The organism is Pseudomonas sp. GV071 (assembly GCF_003050835.1).
GTDB lineage: Bacteria > Pseudomonadota > Gammaproteobacteria > Pseudomonadales > Pseudomonadaceae > Aquipseudomonas.
In genome coordinates this window covers 130,680-155,676 of record NZ_QAOJ01000002.1, presented here as the reverse complement: position 1 = coordinate 155,676, position 24,997 = coordinate 130,680, and the positions used below count along the sequence as shown (strand labels likewise).

Annotated in this window: 17 protein-coding genes; 13 read left to right on the top strand and 4 right to left on the bottom strand. The window is 55.4% G+C overall.

Annotated features, from left to right (window positions below):
• Positions 1 to 245: 245 nt before the first annotated feature.
• Together C8K61_RS04600 and C8K61_RS04595 are read left to right on the top strand one after the other, a co-directional pair.
• Positions 246 to 659 carry a GNAT family N-acetyltransferase gene (locus tag C8K61_RS04600; protein ID WP_108095024.1) on the top strand — a complete coding sequence of 138 codons (414 nt, stop codon included), beginning with the start codon at positions 246 to 248 and terminating at the stop codon, positions 657 to 659.
• Positions 660 to 738: 79 nt separating this feature from the next.
• Positions 739 to 1,362, top strand: a complete 624-nt coding sequence (locus C8K61_RS04595) for a DUF4135 domain-containing protein (protein ID WP_108095023.1) — start codon at positions 739 to 741, stop codon at positions 1,360 to 1,362.
• 13 nt (positions 1,363 to 1,375) lie between these two features.
• On the opposite strand, the gene rsmD is transcribed toward C8K61_RS04595, so the two are convergent.
• From rsmD to C8K61_RS04580, 3 genes are read right to left on the bottom strand one after another with little or no spacing between them, the layout of a single operon-like run.
• Positions 1,376 to 1,975 carry a 16S rRNA (guanine(966)-N(2))-methyltransferase RsmD gene (gene rsmD / locus C8K61_RS04590; RefSeq protein WP_108095022.1) on the bottom strand — a complete coding sequence of 200 codons (600 nt, stop codon included), beginning with the start codon at positions 1,973 to 1,975 and terminating at the stop codon, positions 1,376 to 1,378.
• Positions 1,975 to 3,474, bottom strand: a complete 1,500-nt coding sequence (locus C8K61_RS04585) for a pitrilysin family protein (protein WP_108095021.1) — start codon at positions 3,472 to 3,474, stop codon at positions 1,975 to 1,977. The genes rsmD and C8K61_RS04585 overlap by 1 nt, the downstream gene beginning before the upstream one ends.
• The gene (locus C8K61_RS04580; protein ID WP_108095020.1) at positions 3,467 to 4,822 is read right to left on the bottom strand and encodes a pitrilysin family protein; all 1,356 of its coding nucleotides are present in this window, start codon (positions 4,820 to 4,822) and stop codon (positions 3,467 to 3,469) included. The genes C8K61_RS04585 and C8K61_RS04580 overlap by 8 nt, the downstream gene beginning before the upstream one ends.
• 146 nt (positions 4,823 to 4,968) lie before the next feature.
• On the opposite strand from C8K61_RS04580, the gene ftsY reads away from it, so the two are divergent.
• The 5 genes from ftsY to C8K61_RS04555 all read left to right on the top strand — a co-directional run bounded on the left by ftsY (position 4,969) and on the right by C8K61_RS04555 (position 9,630).
• Positions 4,969 to 6,291, top strand: a complete 1,323-nt coding sequence (ftsY, locus tag C8K61_RS04575; RefSeq protein WP_108095019.1) for a signal recognition particle-docking protein FtsY — start codon at positions 4,969 to 4,971, stop codon at positions 6,289 to 6,291.
• Positions 6,288 to 6,956: a cell division ATP-binding protein FtsE gene (gene ftsE / locus C8K61_RS04570; RefSeq protein ID WP_108095018.1), complete on the top strand. Its 669-nt coding sequence runs from the start codon at positions 6,288 to 6,290 to the stop codon at positions 6,954 to 6,956. Before ftsY ends, ftsE begins: the two co-directional genes overlap by 4 nt.
• The gene (gene ftsX, locus C8K61_RS04565; RefSeq protein ID WP_108095017.1) at positions 6,956 to 7,978 is read left to right on the top strand and encodes a permease-like cell division protein FtsX; all 1,023 of its coding nucleotides are present in this window, start codon (positions 6,956 to 6,958) and stop codon (positions 7,976 to 7,978) included. The genes ftsE and ftsX overlap by 1 nt, the downstream gene beginning before the upstream one ends.
• A 109-nt stretch (positions 7,979 to 8,087) precedes the next feature.
• Positions 8,088 to 8,942 (top strand): RNA polymerase sigma factor RpoH, encoded by an 855-nt coding sequence (gene rpoH, locus C8K61_RS04560; protein ID WP_108095016.1) that lies wholly within the window; start codon positions 8,088 to 8,090, stop codon positions 8,940 to 8,942.
• A 79-nt stretch (positions 8,943 to 9,021) separates the two neighbouring features.
• On the top strand, positions 9,022 to 9,630 hold the full coding sequence (locus C8K61_RS04555) for a hypothetical protein (RefSeq protein ID WP_108095015.1): 609 nt from the start codon (positions 9,022 to 9,024) through the stop codon (positions 9,628 to 9,630).
• Positions 9,631 to 9,633: 3 nt separating this feature from the next.
• On the opposite strand, the gene mtgA is transcribed toward C8K61_RS04555, so the two are convergent.
• A complete protein-coding gene (gene mtgA, locus C8K61_RS04550) occupies positions 9,634 to 10,347 on the bottom strand; it encodes a monofunctional biosynthetic peptidoglycan transglycosylase (protein WP_108095014.1) in 714 nt (237 codons plus the stop codon).
• 402 nt (positions 10,348 to 10,749) lie between these two features.
• Between mtgA and C8K61_RS04545 the strand changes: the two genes are divergently transcribed.
• From C8K61_RS04545 to C8K61_RS04520, 6 genes are all read left to right on the top strand, one after another.
• The gene (locus C8K61_RS04545) at positions 10,750 to 12,546 is read left to right on the top strand and encodes a ShlB/FhaC/HecB family hemolysin secretion/activation protein (protein ID WP_108095013.1); all 1,797 of its coding nucleotides are present in this window, start codon (positions 10,750 to 10,752) and stop codon (positions 12,544 to 12,546) included.
• Positions 12,547 to 12,592: 46 nt separating this feature from the next.
• Positions 12,593 to 21,178, top strand: coding sequence for a hemagglutinin repeat-containing protein (locus C8K61_RS04540; protein WP_108095012.1), 8,586 nt, complete (start codon positions 12,593 to 12,595; stop codon positions 21,176 to 21,178).
• A gap of 287 nt (positions 21,179 to 21,465) precedes the next feature.
• Positions 21,466 to 22,059, top strand: coding sequence for a fimbrial protein (locus tag C8K61_RS04535; protein WP_158272501.1), 594 nt, complete (start codon positions 21,466 to 21,468; stop codon positions 22,057 to 22,059).
• A gap of 49 nt (positions 22,060 to 22,108) precedes the next feature.
• Positions 22,109 to 22,633, top strand: coding sequence for a fimbrial protein (locus C8K61_RS04530; protein ID WP_158272500.1), 525 nt, complete (start codon positions 22,109 to 22,111; stop codon positions 22,631 to 22,633).
• 32 nt (positions 22,634 to 22,665) lie between these two features.
• A complete protein-coding gene (locus tag C8K61_RS04525; protein ID WP_108095009.1) occupies positions 22,666 to 23,079 on the top strand; it encodes a fimbria/pilus periplasmic chaperone in 414 nt (137 codons plus the stop codon).
• On the top strand, positions 23,024 to 24,976 hold the full coding sequence (locus tag C8K61_RS04520) for a fimbria/pilus outer membrane usher protein (protein WP_108095008.1): 1,953 nt from the start codon (positions 23,024 to 23,026) through the stop codon (positions 24,974 to 24,976). The genes C8K61_RS04525 and C8K61_RS04520 overlap by 56 nt, the downstream gene beginning before the upstream one ends.
• The last annotated feature ends 21 nt before the right edge of the window (positions 24,977 to 24,997 follow it).

Below are 24,997 nucleotides of genomic sequence, written 5' to 3'. Positions count from 1 at the left end.
GGACGGATTCTCTTTTGGGTGTAGACATGTGTGGGCGGCCAGCCTATTCGTCCAGAGTGCAATTATTAAGTTGATTGATTTTTGATGTTTAGGAACCGTACTACAAGTTAATGAGAGTCGTTTTTATTTGATTAAGGTTCGCTTTTGATAAGGTATGAAAACCGATTAATCAATGAAAGAGATTTGTCACGAACAAAAACAGCTGAAAAAGATACAGCCAATCAAGTAGGTTCTGGGGGTTGGAAATGAAAAATATAAAATTTGAGCTATTTGAGAGTAGCCCTGTCTCTGAGGCTGACTGTATACAAATAGGAAGGCTGTATTGTTCGGTAGGTTGGGGGAGGGAATATACGATATCCCAGCTTAAAGCTATTTTTGATGGTGCCCAATATCATGTATTGGCTCGATGTGGTGGCGAAGTAATTGGAGCGCTTAGAGCATTAAGTGATAGTTGTTTTAGTACTTGGATTGCAGATGTCGCAGTGGATCCAAAATACCAAGGCTGCGGGGTTGGCAGATCTATGATGGAAACGCTGATAAATAAATATAAGCACACCGCGATTTACTCGAGTGCGCTAATTGGTAGTGTTGAGTTTTTTAATAAATTAGGGGTCACCGAAAAAACCAAGCTGGTCGCATGCTCGCGTCGGCAAGATTGAGCGATGTTCATGGTTCCCCCGAGTGGCTTTCTTGTTGAAGTAAAAGCACTTGAGGAAGCGGGGCTTAGAGAAATATCCAATGATCGGGTTTTCTGCCGAGCAGAATGGATTGGCAGGGTGCAGGTTGGCTTATTCAAAGCCTAGAATTCATTCGCAGCATCTAGCTAAAACGGCTGAGGGGATTCGATATATAAATCAACATCGAGAAAGTTTTCTTGCGGGGGTTAAGGCCGGATATTCTGCGTTCACAAAAAATGAACAGATTATATTATCGATGTCTGGAAGAGTGTTAGCTGCTCCGTCTTATCGATCAAGGGCTCTTTTGCGGAACTCTTCGCTATATAGAATTTTGCAGTTGAGACTTTGGACTCCGGTGCCTCAGAATTTGTCGGCGCGTAAAGAAGAAATTTTTGATGTTCTAGGCAGAGGAGAGGCATTTTTGTTAAGAAATATAAGTGCGGCTATTTTACATAAAATAATTGAGGTCGAATTTTTCGATATGGAAGCGGGCGATATCCCTTTTTTCTGGACTGATGCTAGTTCAGAAGTGCTCTTTCACTCTCGCGAAATGTTTCCCCTAGTCAATGATGGCAAAACAGCAATGGACAGGCTGCGAGAGAATTTCCATCAATTTAAGATGCAAGGGGAAAATACGGTGTGCGCTAAGTTAGGTGTTGCGTTAGGGCGCCACTATTCCCCTTGAAATATTTAATGTCTCAGTTGTGTCGTTGCCACAACGCGTAATACACCTGCCCCGCCTTCTGCTCCCGATGCAGTCGCCAATTAGCCGGCATGTTCAGGCTCGATGGCGGGTTCTCGCTTTCGGTGTAGATCCAGGCTTCGTCCGCCAGCCAGCCTTTTTCTTCCAGCAGGGTGCAGGCGGGTTGCAGCAAGTTCTGGCTGAACGGCGGGTCGAGGAAGACCAGGTCAAAAGGCGCCGGGCTCTGGGTTTCCAGGTAGCGCAGGGTGTCGGTTTGCAGCAGTTGGCCGGTGGCGCATTTCAGCGTGTCGAGGGTCTGGCGCAGGCTGGCGATGGCGGCGCCGTTGAGGTCCAGGGCCAGGGCCAGGCTGGCGCCGCGCGACAAGGCTTCGAGGTACAGCGCGCCGCTGCCGGTAAACAGGTCCAGCACCCGGGCGCCTTGTACATACGGCGCCAGCCAGTTGAACAGGGTTTCCCGCACACGGTTGGGCGTGGGCCGCAGGCCGTGGGCCATGGGGAAGCTGAACTGGCGGCTGCGCCATTCGCCGGCAATGATGCGCAACTGGCCTTGGCCGCCATGGGCGGGCGCATTGCCGGGTTTTACGGGACGGGCCATTAGTGCTCCGGAACGCCAAGCGCAGGCTCGGCGGGGTGATCGGTAGGGGGCGGCAGGGGCTTTTGCGGCACGGTGGGGCCGGCGGTGACGATAACCAGGTTATCGGCATTCAGGTGCTTGGCCATGGCGGCTTTCACGTTGGCCACGTCGAGCGCCTGAACCTGCTGCATAAAGTCTTCAAGATAGCTCAGCGACAGGTCGTAGAAACCGATGGCGCCGAGTTGCGCAACTATATCGCCATTGCTGGCGGTGGACAGCGGAAAGCTGCCGGCCAGCTCGCGCTTGGCGTCGTCGACTTCTTTCTGCGTTGGGCCGTTGGCCAGGTAGTCGCGCAGAATGTCCTGCACCAGTTTCAGCGCCCCTTCGCTTTGCTCGGCGCGGGTTTGCAGGCTGATGGTGAAGGGGCCGCGGGCCTGCATGCTGGTGAAGCCGGAGGAGATGCCATACGTCAGCCCGCGTTTTTCCCGCACCTGGTCCATCAGGCGCGTACCAAAACCACCGCCACCGAGAATCTGGTTGCCGAGAAACAGCGCGGCGTAGTCCGGTTCGGCGCGATCGATGCCCAGTTGGGCGAGGAATAGGGTGGTCTGCTTGGACGGGAATTCGATATGGGTCAGGCCCGGCTTCGGTTCTTGCGGTTGCACCGTCTTCGGTAACGCCGGGCCTTTGGGCAGGGCCGCAGAAACCTGCGCCGCCATGGCTTCTGCTTCGGCACGCGACAGATCACCCACTAGGGCGATCACCGTGTTGCCTGCGGCATAGGCCTTGCGGTGAAACGCCTGCATCTGCGCAATGCTGATGCCCGGAATCGATTTGGCATCGCCATCGCTGGAGTGGCCGTAGGGGTGGTTGCCATACAGGCGCTCATTCAGCGCCAGGCTGGCAAGGCGGCCAGGGTTCTGCTTCTGGTACTCGAAGCCGGCGAGTACCTGGTTCTTTATCCGCACCAGGGAGTCGGCCGGGAAGGTCGGTTTGCCAATTACTTCGGCGAACAGTTTTAGGGCCGGCTCGCGTTTGTCGGCGGCAGTCAGGCTGCGCAGGCTGGCGACGCCCATGTCGCGGTAGGCGCCGTTACCGAAGTCGGCGCCGAGGTCTTCGAAGCCGGCGGCGATAGCGCTGACGTCCTTGCCGGCCACGCCTTCGTTGAGCATGGCGTTGGTCATCATCGCCAGGCCTGGCACGTCACCGTCCTGGCTGCTGCCGGCGGCGAAGGTCAGGCGCAAGTCGAAAATCGGCAGTTGGTGAGCTTCGACGAACAGCACCTTGGCGCCTTCAGCGGTTTTCCAGGTCTGGATGTCGATGCTGCGGTGGCTGGGCGCTTGCCCTTCAAGGGCGGCCAGCGACTCCAGGTGATCGGGCGCCTTGCTCGCGGTGGTGGGTGCCGGAGCCGGTTCGGTGGGGGCCTGGGCCGGGCGGCTGACGAAGAACACCAGCACTGCCAGCAGCACCAACAGGCTAAGGCCAAGCAGGCCATATCGCAGACCGTTGCGCTCACTCATGGGTTTTTTCCTTCGGCAGAACTTCGGCAACGCTGAGGCGCTCGCGGGTGAAATAGGTGCGCGCGGCTTGCTGGATATCCTCGGGGGTAACCGCTTCGATGGCGGCGAGGTCTTCATCCATCAACTTCCATGACAGCCCAACGCTTTCCAGTTGGCCGATGGTGCTGGCCTGGCTGCTAATGGAGTCGCGCTCATAAACCAGGCCGGCGATCACCTGGGCGCGCACGCGCTGCAGTTCGGCAGCGGTCGGGGCCGTGGTTTTCAGCGCCTCCAACTGACGCCACAGGCCGGCTTCGGCTTGCGCCAGGGTTTTGCCGGTTTGCACGTTGGGGGTAGCAGAAAGCATGAACAGGCTGTCGCCGCGGTTATAGGCGTCGTAACTGGCGGAGGCGCCGGACACCAACTCCTCGCCCCGCTCCAATTGACTGGGCAGACGCGCGCTGTAACCGCCGTCGAGCAGGGCCGAGATCAGGCGCAGGGCATGTACGTCACGCGCATTGGCGGCGGTGGCCAGGCTCGGCACGTTGAAGCCCATCATCAGGCTCGGCAATTGGGTTTGCAGGTACAGGCGAATACGCCGCTCGCCCGGCTCAGCCAGTTCCAAGGGGGCTTTGGCGGTGGGGATGGCACGGCTCGGTACCGGTCCGAAATAGCGCTCGGCGAGGGTTTTCACCTCGGCCACGGTGACGTCACCGACCACCACCAGGGTAGCGTTGTTAGGCGTGTACCAGGTTTCGTACCAGTGGCGCAGCTCTTCGACGCTCATACGCTGCAGGTCGGCCATCCAGCCGATGGTCGGGGTGCCGTAGCCACTGCCGGGGTAGGCCATGGCCTTGAAACGCTCAAAGGCCAGGGAGCTGGGTTTGTCATCGGTGCGCATGCGGCGCTCTTCCTTGATGACTTCGATCTCGCTGCGAAATTCTTCCGGCGGCAGGCGCAGGCTGGCCATGCGGTCGGCCTCCAGCTCGAAGGCCACCGGCAGCCGGTCGCGGGCCAGCACCTGGTAGTAAGCGGTGTAATCGTCGCTGGTGAAGGCATTTTCTTCGGCGCCCAGCTCGCGCAATACCAGTGAGGCCTCGCCAGGTTTCATCTTCGCGCTGCCCTTGAACATCATGTGTTCGAGGGCGTGGGAGAGGCCGGTCTGGCCCGGGGTTTCGTAGCTGGAGCCAACCCTGTACCAGACCTGTGAGACCACCACCGGCGCGCGGTGATCTTCACGCACAACCACCTTGAGGCCGTTGGCGAGGGTGAACTCCTGGGTGGGTTGGGCATCGGCAGCGAAGGAAGGCAGCGGCAGGCAAAGGGCCGCGAGCAGCAGCCCGGTGGCGCTGCGGGCAAGCATTTTCATGAAGTGAATGACCTGTCGAGGAGGCCCGCTTGGTCTTAGCGTCGGCGGGCGCGGAGGTGCTAGGATACTCATCCATTTTATTGGCGGCCACGGCTGTTGGGTTTTTACCCGGTTGGCGCGTCGCACCCTTGAGATAGCCGCTCTCCATGTTTGGTTCCAACGACGACAAGAAGACCCCAGCCCCGGCTGAGGCGACTACACCGGCCCCTTCTGACGAGAAGTCCGGCGAGAAAAAAAGCCTGTTCGGTTGGCTGCGCAAAAAGCCTCAGGAGCCTGTAGCGGCCCCTGAGCCAGCAGCTGAAACCGTGGCGCCTGCAGAACCTGCGGTGGTCGAAGCGCCGCCGGTGATCGAGGCCCCTGTGGTCGAGTTGCCTGCCCAGGAGCAGCCGCCGATTGCAGTGCCTGAGCCGATGGCGGTCGAACCCGCGCCTGCCCCCGTGGCAGTTGCGCCGGTACCCGAGCCCGTCGTGGTCACGCCTGCTGTGCTCGAACCGCCTGTGGCGGTTGCCCCGCCCCCTGCTGCCACCGCTGAAATCAAGGCCGGCTTCTTTGCCCGCCTCAAGCAGGGCCTGTCGAAGACCAGCGCCAGCCTGGGCGAGGGCATGGCCAGTCTGTTCCTCGGCAAGAAGGCCATCGACGACGACCTGCTGGATGAAATCGAAACCCGCTTGCTGACCGCCGACGTTGGCGTTGAGGCGACCACCGCGATCATCCAGAGCCTGACCCAGAAGGTCGCGCGCAAACAGCTGGTCGACAGTGGTGCGCTGTACAAGGCCCTGCAAGAAGAGCTGGCATCGCTGCTCAAACCGGTGGAGCAGCCGTTGCTGATTCCCTCCGCGAAAAAGCCCTTCGTGATTCTGGTGGTGGGCGTCAATGGCGCCGGCAAGACCACCACCATTGGCAAGCTGGCGAAGAAGCTGCAGCAGGAAGGCAAGAAAGTCATGCTGGCCGCTGGCGACACCTTCCGCGCTGCCGCCGTCGAGCAATTGCAGGTGTGGGGCGAGCGCAATCAGATCGCCGTGATCGCCCAGCACACGGGCGCCGACTCAGCCTCGGTGATCTTTGACGCCGTGCAAGCCGCCACCGCCCGCGGTATCGACGTGCTGATCGCGGACACCGCCGGCCGTCTGCACACCAAAGACAACCTGATGGAAGAATTGAAGAAGGTGCGTCGAGTGATCGGCAAACTGGACGACACCGCGCCGCACGAAGTGCTGCTGGTGCTGGACGCCGGCACCGGGCAGAACGCCATTAGCCAGGCCAAGCAGTTCAACCAGACCGTGAACCTTACCGGTCTGGCCCTGACCAAGCTGGATGGCACCGCCAAGGGCGGGGTGATCTTCGCCTTGGCCAAGCAGTTTGGCCTGCCGATCCGTTACATCGGGGTCGGTGAAGGCATTGATGACCTCCGTACTTTTGAAGCTGAAGCCTTTGTTCAGGCCTTGTTCGCCGAGCGGGAGCACGCATGATTCGCTTTGAGCAGGTGGGTAAACGTTACGCCAACGGCCACGTCGGCCTGCATGAGCTGAGTTTTCGCGTGCGTCGCGGCGAGTTTCTGTTCGTCACTGGCCACTCAGGCGCCGGCAAGAGCACCTTGCTGCGGCTGATTCTGGCCATGGAAAGACCCACCTCAGGCAAGCTGCTGTTGGCCGGGCAGGACCTGGCGCAGATCACCACCGCGCAAATTCCCTTCCTGCGCCGGCAAATCGGCGTGGTGTTTCAGAACCATCAGTTGCTGTTCGACCGTACCGTGTTCAACAACATTGCCTTGCCGCTGCAGATACTCGGTCTATCCAAGCCCGACATCGCCAAGCGCGTGGACGCAGCGTTGGAGCGCGTGGCACTGAGCGACAAACGCGACCTGTTCCCTGGAGACCTTTCCACTGGCCAACAGCAGCGCGTCGGCATTGCCCGCGCTGTGGTGCACCGCCCGGCTCTGCTGCTGGCGGACGAACCCACCGGTAACCTTGACCCGCGTCTGGCGGCAGAGATCATGGGCGTGTTCGAAGACATCAACCGAATGGGCACCAGCGTGCTGATCGCCAGCCACGACCTGGCCCTGATCGCCCGCATGCGCCACCGCATGCTGACCCTGCAACGCGGCCGTTTGATCGGCGATGGAGAGGCCGGTTAATGAGCGCCACACGCAACCCGCAGGAATCCTCGTCGGCCGCCGAACGCGTTGGCGCGGCGCCGAAGAAAAATGATCAGAAAAAGGACGACGGCAGTCCGGACTTCACCACCCTGTTGCACGCCTGGCTGGAAGCTCATCGCTCGAGCCTGGTCGACAGTTTGCGTCGTCTGGCCAAGCAGCCGATTGGTAGTTTCTTCACCTGCCTGGTGATGGCCGTGGCGCTGAGCCTGCCCATGGGCCTGTCGCTGCTGCTGAACAATATTGAACGCCTGGGCGGCTCCTGGCAGCGCGCGGCGCAGATTTCGCTGTTTATGAACATCGACGCCAGCGACGCCGAAGGGCAAAAGCTGCGCGCGCAAATTGCCGAGATGGACGACGTCGCCGAATCCGAATGGATCAGCCGCGATCAGGCCCTGGCCGAGTTCCAGCAACAGTCCGGGCTGGGCGAAGCGCTCAAAGAGCTGCCGCAGAACCCGCTGCCCGGGGTGATCCTGGTAACCCCGAAGGAAGTCGACAAACCTGGGCTGGAGGCCTTGCGCTTGCGTCTGGCCGAACTGCCCAAGGTGCAACAGGCGCAACTGGACCTGCTGTGGGTGGAGCGCCTGAGTGCGATCCTCAAGCTGGGTGAGCGGTTTGTCTTCGGCCTCACCCTGTTGCTGGTGATGGCGCTGCTGTTAGTGATCGGTAACACCATCCGCCTGCACATCGAGAACCGTCGCACCGAGATCGAAGTGATCAAGCTGGTCGGCGGCACCGACAGTTATGTGCGTCGGCCCTTCCTTTATATGGGCGCGCTGTATGGCCTGGGGGCGGGGGTGTTGTCCTGGGCTGTGCTGGCGTTTGGTCTGGACTGGCTGAATGGCGCCGTGGTTCGCCTGGCCGGGCTCTACGGCAGCGATTTCGCCCTGGGCGGGGTGCCCTTAGCCGATGGTCTATCCTTGCTGCTCGGCGCGGTATTGTTGGGGTATATTGGCGCCTGGCTTGCGGTGGCCCGTCACTTGAACGAACTGGCCCCGAAGTAGTAAGTTCTTGTTTCGTTGTGTGTTTTCGTGCTTTCTGAACTTTAGAGTCAACTGTTAGTCTTATACGCAGTGCTCAAGAGGCACGAGTTTCGTGAGTCGGAGGATTCGCATGAGCAATTCTTTGCAACCTGTCCATGCCCTAGTCCCAGGTGCGAACCTGGAGGCCTATGTGCATGCGGTCAACAGCATTCCGCTGCTGAGCGTTGAGCAGGAGCGCGAACTGGGCGAAAGTCTTTTCTACCATCAAGATCTTGAAGCCGCCCGGCAAATGGTGCTCGCGCACCTGCGTTTTGTAGTTCATATCGCAAGAAGTTATTCCGGTTATGGCCTGGCTCAGGCCGACCTGATCCAGGAAGGCAACGTGGGCCTGATGAAGGCCGTCAAACGCTTCAACCCGGAAATGGGTGTGCGTCTGGTGTCGTTTGCTGTGCACTGGATCAAAGCTGAAATTCACGAGTTCATCCTGCGCAACTGGCGCATCGTCAAAGTGGCCACCACCAAGGCGCAGCGCAAATTGTTCTTCAACCTGCGCAGCCAGAAAAAACGTCTGGCCTGGCTGAACAACGACGAAGTGCACGCCGTGGCCGAAAGCCTGGGCGTGGAGCCGCGTGAAGTGCGTGAGATGGAAAGTCGCCTGACCGGCCATGACATGGCCTTCGACCCCGCTGCCGAAGCGGATGACGAAAGCGCCTTTCAGTCTCCAGCCAATTACCTGGAAGACCATCGCTACGATCCAGCGCGTCAGCTGGAAGATTCCGACTGGACTGACAGCGCCACGGCGAACCTGCACGAAGCGTTGGAAGGCCTGGACGAACGTAGCCGTGACATCCTCTACCAGCGCTGGCTAGCCGAGGAGAAAGCGACCCTGCATGAGCTGGCCGCCAAGTACAACGTTTCAGCTGAGCGTATTCGTCAGTTGGAGAAAAACGCGATGAGCAAGCTCAAAGGCTCCATAGCCGCTTGAGCCCCGCGTATCGCGATGAAGCCGCACCCAGGTGCGGCTTTTTTCTGCCTGTCAGATTCTGAAAATCCGGAGAGTATCTATGTCCCTGCCGCCGCTACGTATGCAGCACTGGTTGCTGTTTGTGGTGATTGCCATCGCTTTTTTCGCCTGGGGCGGGTGGCTGATGCGTGGCCCCGACAAGGCTGAGCCGCTACCGGGCATGGCGCAGTGGCAACAGCAGATTTTGGCGCCGATGGCCGATGGCAAGTTGTCGCTGGCGCAATTGAATGCGTTGAAGGCCGGCGAGTTATGGCTGAAGCCGCGGTTGGATGGCCCACAGCTGGTATTTCGCAGTGAATTGGCGGCAGGTGGTCAACGTTGGAAGCTCGAAGCGGTGCTGGTGCTTAACGAGCGCGAGCACACCAGTTTGATGGCGGCCACAGGGTTGAAACCGACCGACCCCGAGCAGCCTCTGAGTGCAGCCATGCTCAGTGAAATGGGGCAGCACTCGTTGGTTACGCTGGCATTGCGGCCAGAGCAGCCGGTCAGTTCAGAGCAGGTGATTGCCAGTTTTGGCGCTCCGCGCTTGCGCTTGGAGCTGGACAGCGGCGAAGGCTGGGTCTATCCCCTGCAAGGGCTGACCGCGCACGTCGAGAATGAGCACCTGCTGTTACTTCATTTAGTGCCACGCAGTACCTTGGAAAAATAGGCCTTAAAAGAAGCGGCGATTCTTCTGCATTTGCACGATGTAATCACTGCCCCCTAACTGACGCATCTGCTGACGAATCCAGTTGGCCCGGCGGTTTATATAAGCGGTCGGTTTGCCAGCGCTCCATTTCAACGGATTGGGCAGTACCGCTGCCAGCAGGCTAGCCTGCCGTCCTGACAGATACGGCGCGCCCACGCCGAAGTGCGTGCGCGCCGCCGCTTCGGCACCGAACACGCCATCGCCCCATTCCACGCTGTTCAAATACACCTCAAGGATTCGCTGCTTGGGCCAGAGCAGCTCCAACAAACTGGTAAACCACACCTCCAGCCCCTTGCGAACCCAGCTACGACCCGGCCACAGAAACAGGTTCTTCGCCACCTGCTGACTGATGGTACTGGCGCCGCGTAGATTGCCGCCGCGCTCGTTGTGATCCAGTGCTGCCTGAATCGCATCGACGTCGAAGCCCCAATGCTCGGCAAACTTCTGATCTTCGCCGGCGATGACCGCGATCTTCAGATCATCCGAAAGCTCATTCCACGGCCGCCACGTGCGCTTAAGGTCAATCGGCTTTGCGTCTATCCACGATTCAATTTTGCGCTCCGCCATCAGCGCTGTTCCTGGCGGCGGCACCCAACGGAACAGCAACACTACCGCTACCGATGCGATGGCGAACCAGAGCAGAAATTTCAAGAGTCGACGAGTGAGTTTTCGAAGCATGCGCGGCGTGGCCTGGCAGGGTAGTGGGCCATTATAGCCAGTTGGACCGACCTGCCGGCAGTTATGGCGGCACTGCGCTTTGCCGTCAGCAAGTCGCGGGACCAAGAGATCTTCCGAATCAAAGAAATTTTTAAGTAAGGATGATCCTAAAGAAATTTCGCTCTGGCGCTCTTTAACTATCAAGATTTGTGAATAGTCAGTTGGTTTCCTCTTCAAGATTAACGATTGGGCATATACGACCGTTTCCATTGAATTGGCTTTACATGTCACGTGGAAGTATGAGCTCGTGTCAAGTAATGCGCTTATGGGATGCGTCCTACTTGCCTTGCAGACTTCGTTGATTCCCCTGAATGTTAGTAGTGATGGAGGATCTTACCTCCATTCGTGACAAAAAACCTGGTTATGAAAACCGAACTTTATGGTGTGTATCATTCACTAAACAACGTAGGGATTTTCGGCGCCCGGCGCCTAACATCTTATTCTTGCAGTGGGCGCCGCTTGTTACTCTTGTTGTGTGCGCTTGCGAATGTGGCCGTTTTCGCAGCAGAGCCACCTGCAAGTCACATACTTGATCGAGAGCTGGATCTGCAAGAAAAAATATTTAGAGAAGAGCAGATCAGGCGTGAGTTGGAAAGCAATAAAAAAGGCTCTGCCGCTCAAGAGATATTACAGGAGCAACCGGAAGATAATATATCTGCGGATAACGGGGTGAAATTTCTTATTTCGAAAATCGAGATAGACGCTGGCGAGCACTCTGATATTTCTGTTGATGTTTCAGATGTTGTTGTGCGCTATCAAAATAGAGAGCTAAGTGGTTCGGACATTTTTCAGCTACTGCGTGATGTTAGTAATCGCTACACCGAAAAAGGCTACTCAACTACTACTATCGGCTTGGTTCCCGGAAACCTTAAAAATGGAATAATTACTTTAAAAGTTCAGTGGGGGAAAGTCGAGGGTTGGTTGATTAATGGAGAAGCACCAGTTGCGCTTCGCGAAAAGATAATGATTTTTGGCGCAATGCCAGATGTCGCGGAAAAGCCGTTAAATATCTACGACGTCGACCAGGCAATCGAAAATCTGAACAATTCGGGAAAGTCCGCACGAATTGATATTCAACCCTCTCACCGTCTTGGTTATTCATTACTCAATATCATCACGCAGTCCAAGAGCCTGGCTGACGCCACTCTTAGGGCAGATAACTCGGGTAGGGAAAGCCCGAGTAATGGTCGTTACCGTTTTTCCTTGTCATCTAGCATTAGTGACTTTTTATTGGGTAATGACACGCTAGCGATAAATGGCTCCTCCCGGCGTTTTCAGATCGATGAAAAGAACTCAGAGTATTCTGCTGGGTTAAGTTACTCCTTGCCGGTTGGCTATTCAAAACTCGACCTTCGTTATAACGATTCTCAGTACTCGCGCAGTACCGCCAGTCAATACGGAACTTATGACACGCACGGTGATTCGAAACTGTATAGCGCGAAACTCAGTCGCGTAGTTATGCGTAATAAAACGGAAAAACTAACTGTTTCAGCTGCGTTGGAGCATAAGAAAAATTTCAACTATGTGAAAAGCCGTTTGATTGAAGTCAATAGCCGACCTTATACCAGCGCGACCTACAGCGTTGAGCACGTGACAAGACTTTTAGGCGGCTCTTTATATTCCGATATTTCATATATTCGCGGCCAGTCATACCTCGGCGGCCGACATGCAGCTTATAGCGATGAGAATCGCACTCCTATTCACTTCCAAAAGTTTGAAGCAAATGCCGCGTGGGCGCGTCCACTTGAACTTTGGGGGCGGAGTGTAATTCTCAACTCCCGAGTCGGTGCGGTTTATTCAAGAAAAAACATGCTTGAGTCCGAGCAGTTGGCAATAGGTGATGAATATACAGTTAGAGGCTTCCGTAATTCGCCTATGTTCGGGGATCAAGGCGTGTTTTCAACCAACACGTTAAATGTGCCGATTGCTGTTATGGGGGGGACGATAAGTCCCCTCGTAGGGCTGGACGCTGGGTACGTGAAAAATGTTACTTACGATGAACGAAATGGAAGCCTGGCTGGTTTCGCGGTTGGTGTGACGGGCAGTTGGAAGTACGGCGGTGGTTCGGTGGTTTTGGGCGTGCCGCTAATGGCTGAAGAAAGAGTCACCGATATAACAGATCCGGTCGCCGTTTATATAAGTACCTTCATAAACATTTAGCTAAAAACCTGCAAAAAAACTAATTAATTTGTAGAAGGTAAATGTCATGAATAAGCACTGTTTTCGCCTGATTTTTAGCAAAGTCCACGGTTTCCTGATACCTGTCGCCGAAACCAAGAATGCTCAGCGTAAGAGTGGCCAGGTTCAGCCGCAAGCAGTAGAGGGTCGCGTCCAGGAGCCCCATCACTGCACACTGAAAGCGCTGCCTGCGATTATTTCCTGGCTAAACCGTGCCTGGATGAGCGTGGTGCTTTGTGGGAATGGCTTTTCCCGAGGTGCCACCGCCGCGATGCTGTTGACCGTACCAGGTTATGTCGCCGCACAATTGGCGGTCGACCCGAGCTCAGCCGGTACCAGCATCACCGAGTCGATCAACAAGGTCCCAGTGATCAACATCACCAACCCTGGGAGTGATGGGCTGTCTCATAACCGGTTTACCGAGTTCAATGTTCATAAGCCGGGTTTGATTTTCAACAATAGTAAAGAAGACGGCATCAGCCAGATCGGCGGCGGTTTAATGAAAAACCCCGGTTTGACGCAGCACGCTACAGCCATTCTCAGCGAGGTGACGGGCAATAATCCCAGTTATCTCGAAGGCACCATGGAAGTTTTCGGCCAGCGGGCTGACATCATCATTGCCAACCCCAACGGCGTCAGCATCAATGGCGTCACGACCCTTAATAGCAACAGTTTGGCGGTCACCACTGGCTGGGTACAGAACAACAACGGCAACCTGCAGTTTGTTGTGGATGAGCGCAGTGGACGGGTGACGGTTGGCAGTGGGGGAGTGGACACCAGTGGCCTGAGTTATTTCGATATAGTCGCGCGTGCCGTTACCTTGAACGGGGCTGTGGGTTCGGCTGCAGCAGCCACCGACATCTCGGTGACCGCTGGCCTCAATACATACGATGCAAAGACTCGCACCCATATCAAAAATGCCGGCACGGGCGCCAATGCGCCGGTAGTGGCCATTCAGGGGGATCTGGCAGGAGCCATGTATGGCCGCATGATCTCGCTGGTCAGCACCGAGACGGGTGCCGGCGTTCGCCATGAAGGGCTGATCAAGGCTGCCAAAGACATCACCATTACTGCCGATGGCGATATTGTCCTGGCGTCGACCCTCGCTGAAGGAAACATTACGGTGGCCAGTTCCAGCCGGGGCGTTGTCATCGGTACTGAGGCCGGCGGTTCCGGTATGAGTGCGCAAGGCCATATTGATCTGGCCGCAAAGAACGGCATCGTCATTCGCAGTGACGTCAGCGGCAACACCTTTGCCGCAGCCGCTGAAAGCCTGCTGATTCAGGCCGCGACCTTGGCGGCCAAAGGCAACAATCTGGCAGGCAACATTAAAGCCGTGCGGATCAACGTAGGCACCTTCACCCTGTCGGGCGAAATTGAGGCCTACGCCTTGCGTGGTGGCCTCACCGTAAAAGTCGACCCTAGTTATCCGCTGGTGTTACGCGGTGGCAAGCTGATGATTCAAATGGCGCCGGGCGTATACGAGGAGGCCGTACTCAAGTCCACTGGTATGTTGCTCTCCGGTGGCGGCATAGACATAGCTGCCAATGCTTTTATAAATGATGAAGGCATTCTTAAAGACACCAGTACCCGAGGCATCAAAATCACCGCCGACACTCTGCGTAATACCGGACTGTCGCAAACCCAAGGTGATCTCGAACTGGTGGCTGAAGTACTAGACAACCTATGCACTGTTGGCATTGTGGCCGACGGTAAAGAACAGCATGTATGCGGCGGTTTTTTTGGAGCGGGTAACGCCAGCATCAAGGCTGGCAAGCTAAACAATGCAGGGGGGTTGTCGGTAGCCGGACACATGACGCTTGAGTTGGGCGATGGCGCGCACACCAATCAAAATGACGCTTCGATCACTGGCCTTGCCGGCCTGTTGCTGAAACAGGTGGCGGGCAAAAAAGCCCATCTTCAGAACTCGGGAGAAGTGCTTTCCGGCGGTGAGTTGTTGTTGATTCTCGACAGTTTGTCAGCCGCAGCCACATCGGGAATTTCCTCCTACGGCGATAGCACTATTCAGGTGACTTCTACCCTGATCAACGAGGGGCGTCTTACCAGCTCCAGCAACCTCACGGTCACTGCTCAAGACATGACCAGTGAAAGTACTGCAGTCATCTACTCCCGAGGTAAGGTCGACATCACCACCCAGGGCAGCCAGACCTACAAAGCCAAATCCACGCTGTTCAGCCAGGGCGACCTTCACATGCGTGCGGGCGGCAATATTACCCACCAGGCCTCTCAGGTGGATGTTCGAGGCGACCGCATAACGGTGCATGCTGATGGCGATCTAGTGAACGATGGTGGGGCGTTCTCCGGTGCTAAACAGATGTCCTTATCGGCGGGCAAAGAGCTGCGCAATGTGAACGGCAGCATTATTAGCGCCACTGAAAAGCTCACCCTGAAAAGCGGCGCAGACATGGTAAATAGCGGCCAGTCTTACGTGTATGTCGACGAGGGCGGGATTGCCGATATAACCGTCGGCGGCTCGCTCTATAACAGCGGGCTTGACTCGTTCTTCGACGCCTCGACGCTTACCTTTGATATAGGGAAGTCCTTTTTCAATACAGCCGGGGCGTGGGCCAACGGCAAAAACTCGCTCACTATTCGGGCAAAAGAGGACATGAGTAACAGTGGCGTAGGCTCAGCCTTGACCGGAACAAACGTAACTATCGCCGCACGAAGCGTGAGTAACGTGGACCAAGCGCGGATCAACGCCGAGAAAGCGATGAAGCTGGATGCGACGTCGTGGATAACCAACGACAGCTTCGCCAACATGATCGCCGAGCGGGTTGATATCAACGCCGGCTCAAGCTTTACCACCGGCACAGGTGGCATGCTCAAGGGTAAGAATGTGTGGGTAACCGCCGATAGCTTTATAGGTAACGGAGGCGCCATTCTCACCAGCGACCATCTTGAACTTACCACCTTCAATTACACCAACACTGCCAACCTTGCTTCTCAAAACACCGCCACGCTAAACGTAACGAACGGCTCCGACCGACTGCTCAAAATTACCAACGGTAACTTCACGCCTAAGGCCGCCAACCGGCTGACCTTGAACACTGACTATTTAGAGAACAACGGCTCAATTAACAACCCCGGTGAGATTCGCATCAACGCCTTGTTCAACGTGAAAAACAATGGCGAAATCATCACTGGTAAAAGCCTGAGCGTCTTAGCCGGCGGTTCTATCGACAATATGGAAGGCAAGCTGATTTGGGCGGCGGAAGACGTGGTGCTCGATTCGCGTACAGCGCTGACCAACTGGCGTAATGGCCTGATTATGGCCATGGGCAACGTAACCCTTGTGTCTGACACGGTCATTCGTAACAACGTAGGGCGTATAGAGGCAGGCAAGACACTGCGCGCTGATGCTCCATTGTTCGAAAATCTCAGTGAGGCCACCGGTGGTCCCGTAAAAGTGTCCGAGGCCAAGGAAGATACCTGGTATACCGAGGCAAGTGGCCTGGAGGTCGACTACTGGAACACCAAAATTACCTTGCCGGTATACACCTCGGATCTCACGGTCAAGCAAGGTGTGGTCAAGGCGGGTGGCGACATATTGTTCAATCAGGGTGAGGCCAAAAACACCAAGGCCACTGTGCGTAACGTGGGCGGGTTAATCGCGGCGGCTGGGAATTTGACGGTTAACGGCAATTTGGAAAATAAGGGTGTGTCGACTTCGAAAAACCTTACTCAGTTGCTGATTGAAGCACAAACCACCACACAATATATGACGTCGTCCTTTATTCACCACGATGGTGTTCCAGTTAACCAGGCTCTGTACGCCCTGATGGAGGGCCTGTTTGGCAGCACGTATTTGGGTTACGGCTACGAATGGGTGAACTCGTTCAAGGAGATCAAAACACCTGATGCGATGAAGCTTATAAGTGCGGTACTGGGCGCTGATTGGAAGGCGCTCAGTCAGGACGACCTGAAAACCCGTTGGGCCGCTCACAAGGCCAGCCCGAGAAAAACCATGCTGTTCTACGCCGATACGCAGGCTGAAATCTCTGCCGGTAAGGCCTTCACTGTTGATAAGGACAGTGGGGCATTCAGCAACGGTGATGGCGCCAAGTGGGCAGAAAACAAGGCAATCGACGTGAAGGTTGGCGACGAGACTGTGCAGACCATCGACGGCGATTTCAATACTGCCTACAACCCCGGCGACAGTTCTGCCATCGATAAGATTAAGCAGGACATCATGGATAACCCCATGTTCAAGCCCAACCCCATCCCACCGACTGGTGAGCTGCCAAACGTCGAAGGTGATATGCCCGGAGCCATTGTTCCTGGCGGTTTTTCGCCTATTTACCCACTGTATGAAACCCGCATCGAATACCTCGATCTCAGTAAGTTTTACGGTTCGCAGTACTTCTTTGACCGCATCGGTTACAACCCCAACAAAACTGTAACGGTGATGGGTGATGCCTATTTCGATCACGAGTTGATCGTACGCAGCGTGGAAAAGACGGTCGGTAATTTCTTTGCCGTAGCTAATCAGCTAAGTGGCACTGACCTGGTCAAAAAGCTGATGGATAACGCTGCCGGAGAAGCAAGCGGGCTCGGTCTGGTTCTTGGCCAGCCCCTGACGGCGGAACAAATCGGCAAGCTCACCAGCGATATTGTCTGGTACGAAACCACCGTCGTGAATGGGGTCAGTGTGCTGGCGCCACGGGTCTACATCAGCCCTAAAACCATGGCTGAGCGCAATAAAGATCAGGGCGCATCCGCGGTTGTGACCGCTCAGAACGTGTTGATTGATGCCACTTCGGTAAACAACATTAACGGGGTAATTCGGGGTCAGGAAAATACCCTGGTGTTCTCCAATACCGTCATTAATAACGTCTCCACCGGCGGCGCTAGCGCCGGGATTCACGGAGGTGACCAAGGTCGAGTCGTCGTGGCGGCGGAGGGCAGCGTGCTCAATCAGGGCGGCACCGTGGGCGGTTACCAGCAAACTATCGTCGGCGGCAATGGGGTGACCAGTACCACTACCACTGGCTACGACGAGAACGGCAACCTCGTCAGCCGCAACAATGGAGTGATGGGCGCCGGTACCACTGCAGAAGGCAGCGCCAACAAAGCTGCGGCTCTGAAGAAGCAACGTGAAGATAAGTTGGCCGCTGAGAAAGCTGTTGCAGCCAATCCGCCATCCACGACGCCTGAAACCGCTGCGTCACAGGGCCCCATTGCGGAAAAACCCAAGCTGGTGGTGGAAAAGCCGGATGTGCGGGCCATCTTCGAGGAACTGAAGGCTGCCGCTCCGGTAGCGGTAGGCGCAGGCTCCTCCGTGACGGTGATATCCGGCGGAAACATCAACCTGATCGGCGCCAACACTGTTGCAGACAACGTCAAGCTGCAGTCCACGGGCGACCTCAACATGAAGGACGTACACGAGGTTAAATCGAACTTCGAAAACTCCGTCGAGTCAGGCTTCCTGGCGATCCAGCAAACCAACGTCACCACTTCGGAGGCGATATCTAAAGGCAATCAGGTGAAGGCCAACGATCTCACCATCGTTACGGGCGGCAATTGGAATGTCACGGGCAGTGACGTCAATACCCAAAGCAGCGATGTGAAGGTGGCCGGAGATACCACCGTTGCCGCTGGCAAAGACTTGGCGTTCTACGAAAAAGAGCAAAAAACGACTCAACTCGTTTTTGGGGCGGCAGCAGGCTCCAACGGCCATGAAGCCTCTACAGAAAAAAGCAGGTTCGACACCCAGCAATCGGCTTCCGGCACCAAAGCTTCTGAATACTCAGATATGGACCTTAACGAAGATGCGGGTGCAATAGCCGGCGCCAACAAGAACCGCGGCGATACAGTGGGCACACGCTATCGCTACGGCATTGAGGTGATCGAAACCAAAGAGACCAAGCAGGAAAAAAATCATCACAACTCCCAGCTCAATCTGGGCAGCGGCACTATGGATGTGGGCGGCACTTTTGACCTTGGTGGCGCTGATATCAACAAACAGCATCAGCTGAGCCCCCAAGAACGGGCGAAAATGACCGCCGAGGAAAAGGCAAAAGCCGTGGCGCAAATGCCTACCTTGGATATCACCGCTGGCGACATCACTTCTACCAAGTTTGTTGACACCAGCAAACATACCTTCAGTCGTGAAGAAACCTTCATTGGTGCTTCCCACGAAACCCACTCATCAGTGGCCAACGTTGTTAGCAACGTGAATAAAACGGCAGACAAGGCTGCTGACGGCATGGAGGTTGATGGCGCGCTGACCGCAGGCGCTCAGGTGGGGAATATCACTCAGGTGGTGTTTGGGGATCTGGCCGGCACATCAATGAACTTTGGAGTGAAAAACACCCAGTCCAAAAGCGAGTCCAGCACCACCGCTGAAAACATCAACCAGATTGGCGGAAACATCAGCCTGAAAACCACCAAGGGTGACATCGTCCTGAATGGTGTGAATATCCAGGGCGGAAAAGTCGAGTTGGATTCAGCCGGAAAAATCCATCAGCAGGCCGCGCAATCGAGCAGTAACTCCAGTTCGAGCACCGACATGCATAACGCGGGAGTTGGTGTTAGCGGCAGTGTTTCTCCAATCGGTGCTGGCATAGGTTTATCTGCGGGGGCCGATGGTAATTATGATCGCACCACCGAAAGCTCGACCAGCCACACCAACGGTTTGATCTCGGGGGCTGAGGTCAGCATCAAAGCCAAGGGCGACCACAATATGGAGGGCGCCAACATCAAGGCTGACCAGTTGGCCTATGACATCGGCGGCAACCAGACCATCACCAGCAAGCAAGACAGCGTCAACATGAAGCATGAGCGGGGTAGCTGGAGCGCGTCTGCTGGTGTAGCACTTTCCACTGCCGGCGGGGTGATTCCTACCGGTGGAGCCTCGGCTTCGGGCGGTAAAGATTACGACAACAGCAAGCTCACCACGGAGCAGTCGGGTATTAGTGCCGGCTCCATGAACTTCCATGTTGGCGGAAATCAGAGCCTTACAGGTGCCCATATCATCAACAGCTCAGGCCAGGGATCCTATCGAGTAGACGGCACAACCACAGCCGCTACCCTCACTGACTCACGCGACAAGGACGGAGGCTACGGCGGTGGTGGCGGCGGTATCAGTAAAAGCGGTTTGCCCACCGTGGTTGTAGAGGCCGGTCGTGTTGATCAGGTGAAGTACGAGGCCAATCAGAAAGCCACTGTCGACCTGGGTGGCATGGAAATGAACGTCGGCCAGGGTGTGATCGGCGATCTGAACAAAGATGCCGACAAAACCCTTGAGGTGATAACCGACAAGAAGGTCGCGGGTACCGATATCAAAATCGAAATCTCCCTAGGCGACCTCAAGAAGAAGAAAAAGCCAACAAATGCAACGCCTCCGGTTGATGGCGATAACCATGCGCCGTCGAACCCTCCACCAATTACCTCACGCCCTGATCCAGGCTCAATGCCTGTGCAGGACGGTCCAACGGTGACACCACCAGCTGGTCAACCGAAGCCCCCATCTGCCCTGCCACCGGTGGATGGTGGAATCAAGCCGGCTGTTCAACCGCCCACTATCACCAAGCCGAACCCAGTCAGCGGAGCGAAACCCCCGGTGGATGGCAATACCATGCCTGCCGCTCAGCCGCCCACAATCACCCGTCCGGGCACATCGAACTCGACCGTGGCAAACGGCCCAACCACGATTATCGACACGCCAGATGGCGTTGGTATCAAGCCATCAACACCTGACACAACGACCGTTACCCGCCCGTCAGGCCCATCAAACACGACGATAGTGACTGGCCCAAGCACGAGTATTGATACGCCAGATGGCGTTGGTATCAAGCCGTCAACACCTGACACAACGACCGTTACCCGCCCGTCAGGCCCATCAAACACGACGATAGTGACTGGCCCAAGCACGAATATTGATACGCCAGATGGCGTTGGTATCAAGCCGTCAACACCTGACACAACGACCGTTACCCGCCCGTCAGGCCCATCAAACACGACGATAGTGACTGGCCCAAGCACGAATATTGATACGCCAGATGGCGTTGGTATCAAGCCGTCAACACCTGACACAACGACGGTTACCCGCCCGTCAGGCCCATCAGACACGACGATAGCGACTGGCCCAACCCCGAATATTGACACGCCAGATGGCGTGGCCATCAACCCGCCAGCACCTGGCTCGACGGTTGTATCAAAACCAGAAAATTCGTCGATCACGACTCTCCCAAATGGAGTGACCACGACTAAGCCGACTCCGCCTACGCATTGGGAGGTGCATATTCCAACTCATGTGCAAACGTCCGTGGGTTCTTCGACGGGAGATACATCCCATTCATCTACGCCAAGAGAGCCGAGCAAGCCGCACAACTTTGGCGATACCCAGCCTAGTCCTAACAAGGCGCCCGAAAATATCGGCTCAAAAACCGAATCGGTGAAACATTGGGACATCAAGGGGAGTAGGCCAGTGCGAACCTCAATTGGGTCTTCAACAGGGGATACGTCATTTACAGCCCCGCCAACTAATCACCTCATTCCGCATAACTTTGGTAATACCCGTAATAGTGATTCGAGTAGTACGCCTAAGAGCAAGTCGGACAATAATTTAAAAGGCCAGCGGCAGCAGTGATTACTGCATTACCTTCTTAGTTCGAAGTTTTCTTTAGATCGGTGCACCACCCATGAAGTTTGAGTGGTGGTGCTCAGGTCAATTAATTTTTACGAGAATTTAATGCTAATTCGAGTTTTCGTCGAATAAGTCAGTGTGCTTTCTGCTGGCCTCTCGCTAGCTATAAGCTGGTTTTTTTTGGAGAAATGGATAGGAGTTTTCGTACGCGGATTTTCTCTTTTACTTGCATCGGCAGGTTTTTAATCTTGGTTAAGCTCACTGCCTCCCAAACTAGTAGGATACTTTTTATGATTATTTTAGATAAGCGCGTTGCCACCCTGGCGTCAGCTATTGCGATGAGTCTTATCGTTCAAGGTGCCTTCGCTGTCGATAGCGGCAAAGTCACCTTTGAAGGGGGGGTTAGCGATACGACCTGCGATGTAAGTGTTAACGATCAAACCAATAATGCAACTGTCAAGCTACCCATCGTTTCCAAAAAGCTTCTAACAGCAGCGGGTTCAAGCGCGGGTAGAACGTTCCTTACATTCGAGCTTAAAAACTGCGTAGTGGATAATGCTGCTGGCCAGCCGTCTCAGCCTGGTGCTGTGGTCGCGCCCAAAGCCCATGTTTACTTTGTCGCCGGCCCGACCATCAATACCGACGGCCGCCTTGATAACAAAGCACTAACTGGTGCTGCCCAAAATGTCGATATACAAATTCTCAATAAAGATGCTGCAGCCATGAACCTCGCTTTGGGTGACGGTGCTCAATTGGCTATTGGCGAGAATGTGGTCGGCGGCAGTGCGATCTTGAGACATTACGCTCAATATTTCACCAAGGCGGGTAATGCAACTGCCGGTGCGGTTACCACCACTGTCGACTACGAAATTAGTTACCAGTAATACCTATACGCCCGCCAACTGTTTGGCGGGCCTTTTGGAAGGGGGAAAGATGAAACGCCTGTCAGCGCTTCTATTTTCTTTGTTAATGGTGGACCAATCTTTTTCGGCGGAAGGTACAAAATTTTTCGCTGAAGGCGTCATCCGAGATGTGCCCTGCGCGGTAGATCCGAGCGGGGCCACCGTGAAACTGCCTTTTCAACGTAAAAGTAGTTTGGCAAAGCCTAATGATGTAGCAGGGAGAACCCCCTTTCGGCTGACAGTCAAAGGTTGCGCTACTGCGCAAGAAAAGGACGTTTACATCTATTTCAACTCCGAACCATCTGACGTCAATCGCAATGGCCGCTTAGATAACACCGCAAGTGGGGGGGCGAAATTTGTTGAGCTCCAGTTATTGAACGCCAAAGGCGAGGTTATTGATTTGAACGGGGAAAAAGGTGCACAGAACGCCGGGCCAGCGAAGCCTGGCACTACAACCGGCGCGAACTTTGATTTCTTCGTTGAATACTTTGCAACTGGGCAGTCCACCATTGGTCCAGTGAGAAGCACGCTTACTTTTATGGTTGAAACATTTTAAGTGGAACTTTTTAAGTTGACGAGGTTTATTGAATGTTGCGCTTTTCGGAAAAAAAGTGGCTTTCACTGTTTTTTGTGCTGTTTTGGTTAAGCCCTTTTTCGATTAAGGCATATGCCTCGATTGTTATTGACGGTACCCGCGTTATTTACCCAGTAAATAAAGCAGAGGTTTCTGTGCGTATGACCAATGAAGGCGGAGAGCCAAAGTTGGTTCAAGTATGGGTAGACGACGGCGACTCAAAAGCAAGGCCGGAAACTATTCATGTGCCATTTGCAGTAATGACTCCTATTTTTCGCCTGGATCCAAAAAAGGGACAGGTAGCTAGAATTCAATACACTCGAAATAAAACGCTGCCTATGGACAGGGAGTCGGTATTTTGGCTGAACGTGCTTGAGGTTCCACCCAAGCCATCGCAATATCTCGTCACTTTCCAAGAACAAACTTAAAACGGATTTCCAGTCCCAGCGCACGTACGCAGAAACCGATATCCAGACGCTGAATAGCACATTGATGCTTGGCCAGTCGTACACCGATGGTCAACTGTTCAACGCCTACGGTATGCAAGGTGCGTTTCTAGCTACCGATATGCGTATGTTGCCTGGCTCGATGCGCTCATACGCGCCCTTGGTTCAGGGCGTGGCTGACTCGAATGCCAAGGTGACCATTCGCCAGGGCGGCATCGTTATCTACGAGCGTGCCGTTCCGCCAGGACCTTTTGAAATCAATAATCTGACCGTCGTCGGCTACGGCAACGACCTCAACGTAATGGTCTCCGAGGCTGACGGCTCAACCAAGGAATTTACTGTCCCCTATTCGCCTCTGGTTCAACTGCTGCGACCCGGTCAGTTCAAGTACGCCACTAATATCGGTCAGGCCTGGTCACCCAGCGTTAACAAGTACACCCCGCGGGTAGGCCAGTTCACCGCACAGTTGGGGGTGAATAACTACCTGACCGCTTATGGCGGCGGCCTGCTCAGTGAGGATTACAATGCCGTGGCGCTGGGTGGGGCCATCAGTACGTACTTGGGCGGTATTTCTGTCGACTACACCCGTTCCCATGTTGCCCTCAACAGCACCGGGCAGGTTGATGGGGATAGCCTGCGCTTTATCTATTCCACGCTGATCGAACCGACCAATACCAATATCACCTTGTCCAGCTACCGCTATTCCAGTCGGGGTTTTTGGTCGTTCAATGAGGCGGTCGCTGCTGAAAATTACGCCGCCAGAGGCGACCTCTCTGACGCCAGCTATCGGCAGATCAATACCTACAGGGACAAGCAGAAAGGCCGGTTCGATATCAGCCTGCGGCAGTATTTGGCACCTGGGCTGGGCAATGTTTTTGTCAGCGGTTCGATGCGTAATTTCTGGAACCGCAGAGGGTCGCAAACCCAGTACCAGATCTCCTACGGCAACAGTTTCAATAAATTGGATTACGAGCTGGCCGCCAATCGCGTGAAGGACCACTACGGTCAGGCTTACAACGAGTACCGCTTGAGTTTCAGTTTGCCGATCTTTGGCGCTGACCGAGGAAACCGTACCTATCTGTCCTCCAGTGCCTGGAGGCACAGCGACAACGGCAGTCAGGGCCAAGTGCAGTTGAGCGGCATCACCGGCAGCGATCAACAGCTCACCTATGGGGTGAGTACCAATCAAGGGCTTGACAGCCAAAACACACAGGAAAGTTACGGCTTGAACGGCAGTTACCAAGGGCCTGGCGCGTTAGTCAGCGGCGGCATCAGTAGAGGTCAGGGTTACCAGTCCGCTGCACTTGGTATTGCCGGATCCGTTGTCGCCCACGAAGGGGGCATCAATTTTGGTCAAACGCTGGGAGACACCGTAGGTCTCGTTGAGGCCCCACACGCCGACGGAGCCCGAATTACAAGCGTGTTCGGTGCCAAGGTCGATAGCAACGGGTTCGGTGTCGTGCCGTATCTGTCGGCTTACTCAAAAAATCGTATTGAGCTCGACCCTGAAGGGCTCTCGAACGACGTGCAGTTGAACGAGACCAGCATTGAAACCGTTCCGGTAGTCGGCTCGATTGTGCGGGTGCAGTTTCAGACGACGAACGAAAAAATGGTACTGATCAACTCTGCGTTTACCGACGGTACTCCTCTGCCATTTGGTGCCGAAGTTCTGGACTACACAACCCGTAACTCGGTTGGTTTTGTGGGCCAGGGCGGGAGCATTTTCGCCCGTGGCGTCGCGGCGCAGGGGCGGCTGTTGGTGCGATTGTCCGAGAGGGAGTGCGTGATTGACTACAGCTTCGACCTGCAAGCGTTCGACGCACGGTTGCCCTCCCTTCCTGGCGCGATGATCAGCACCAGTGCCCCCTGCAAATTGTGAGTGTGAGCGATGTTTGATTTG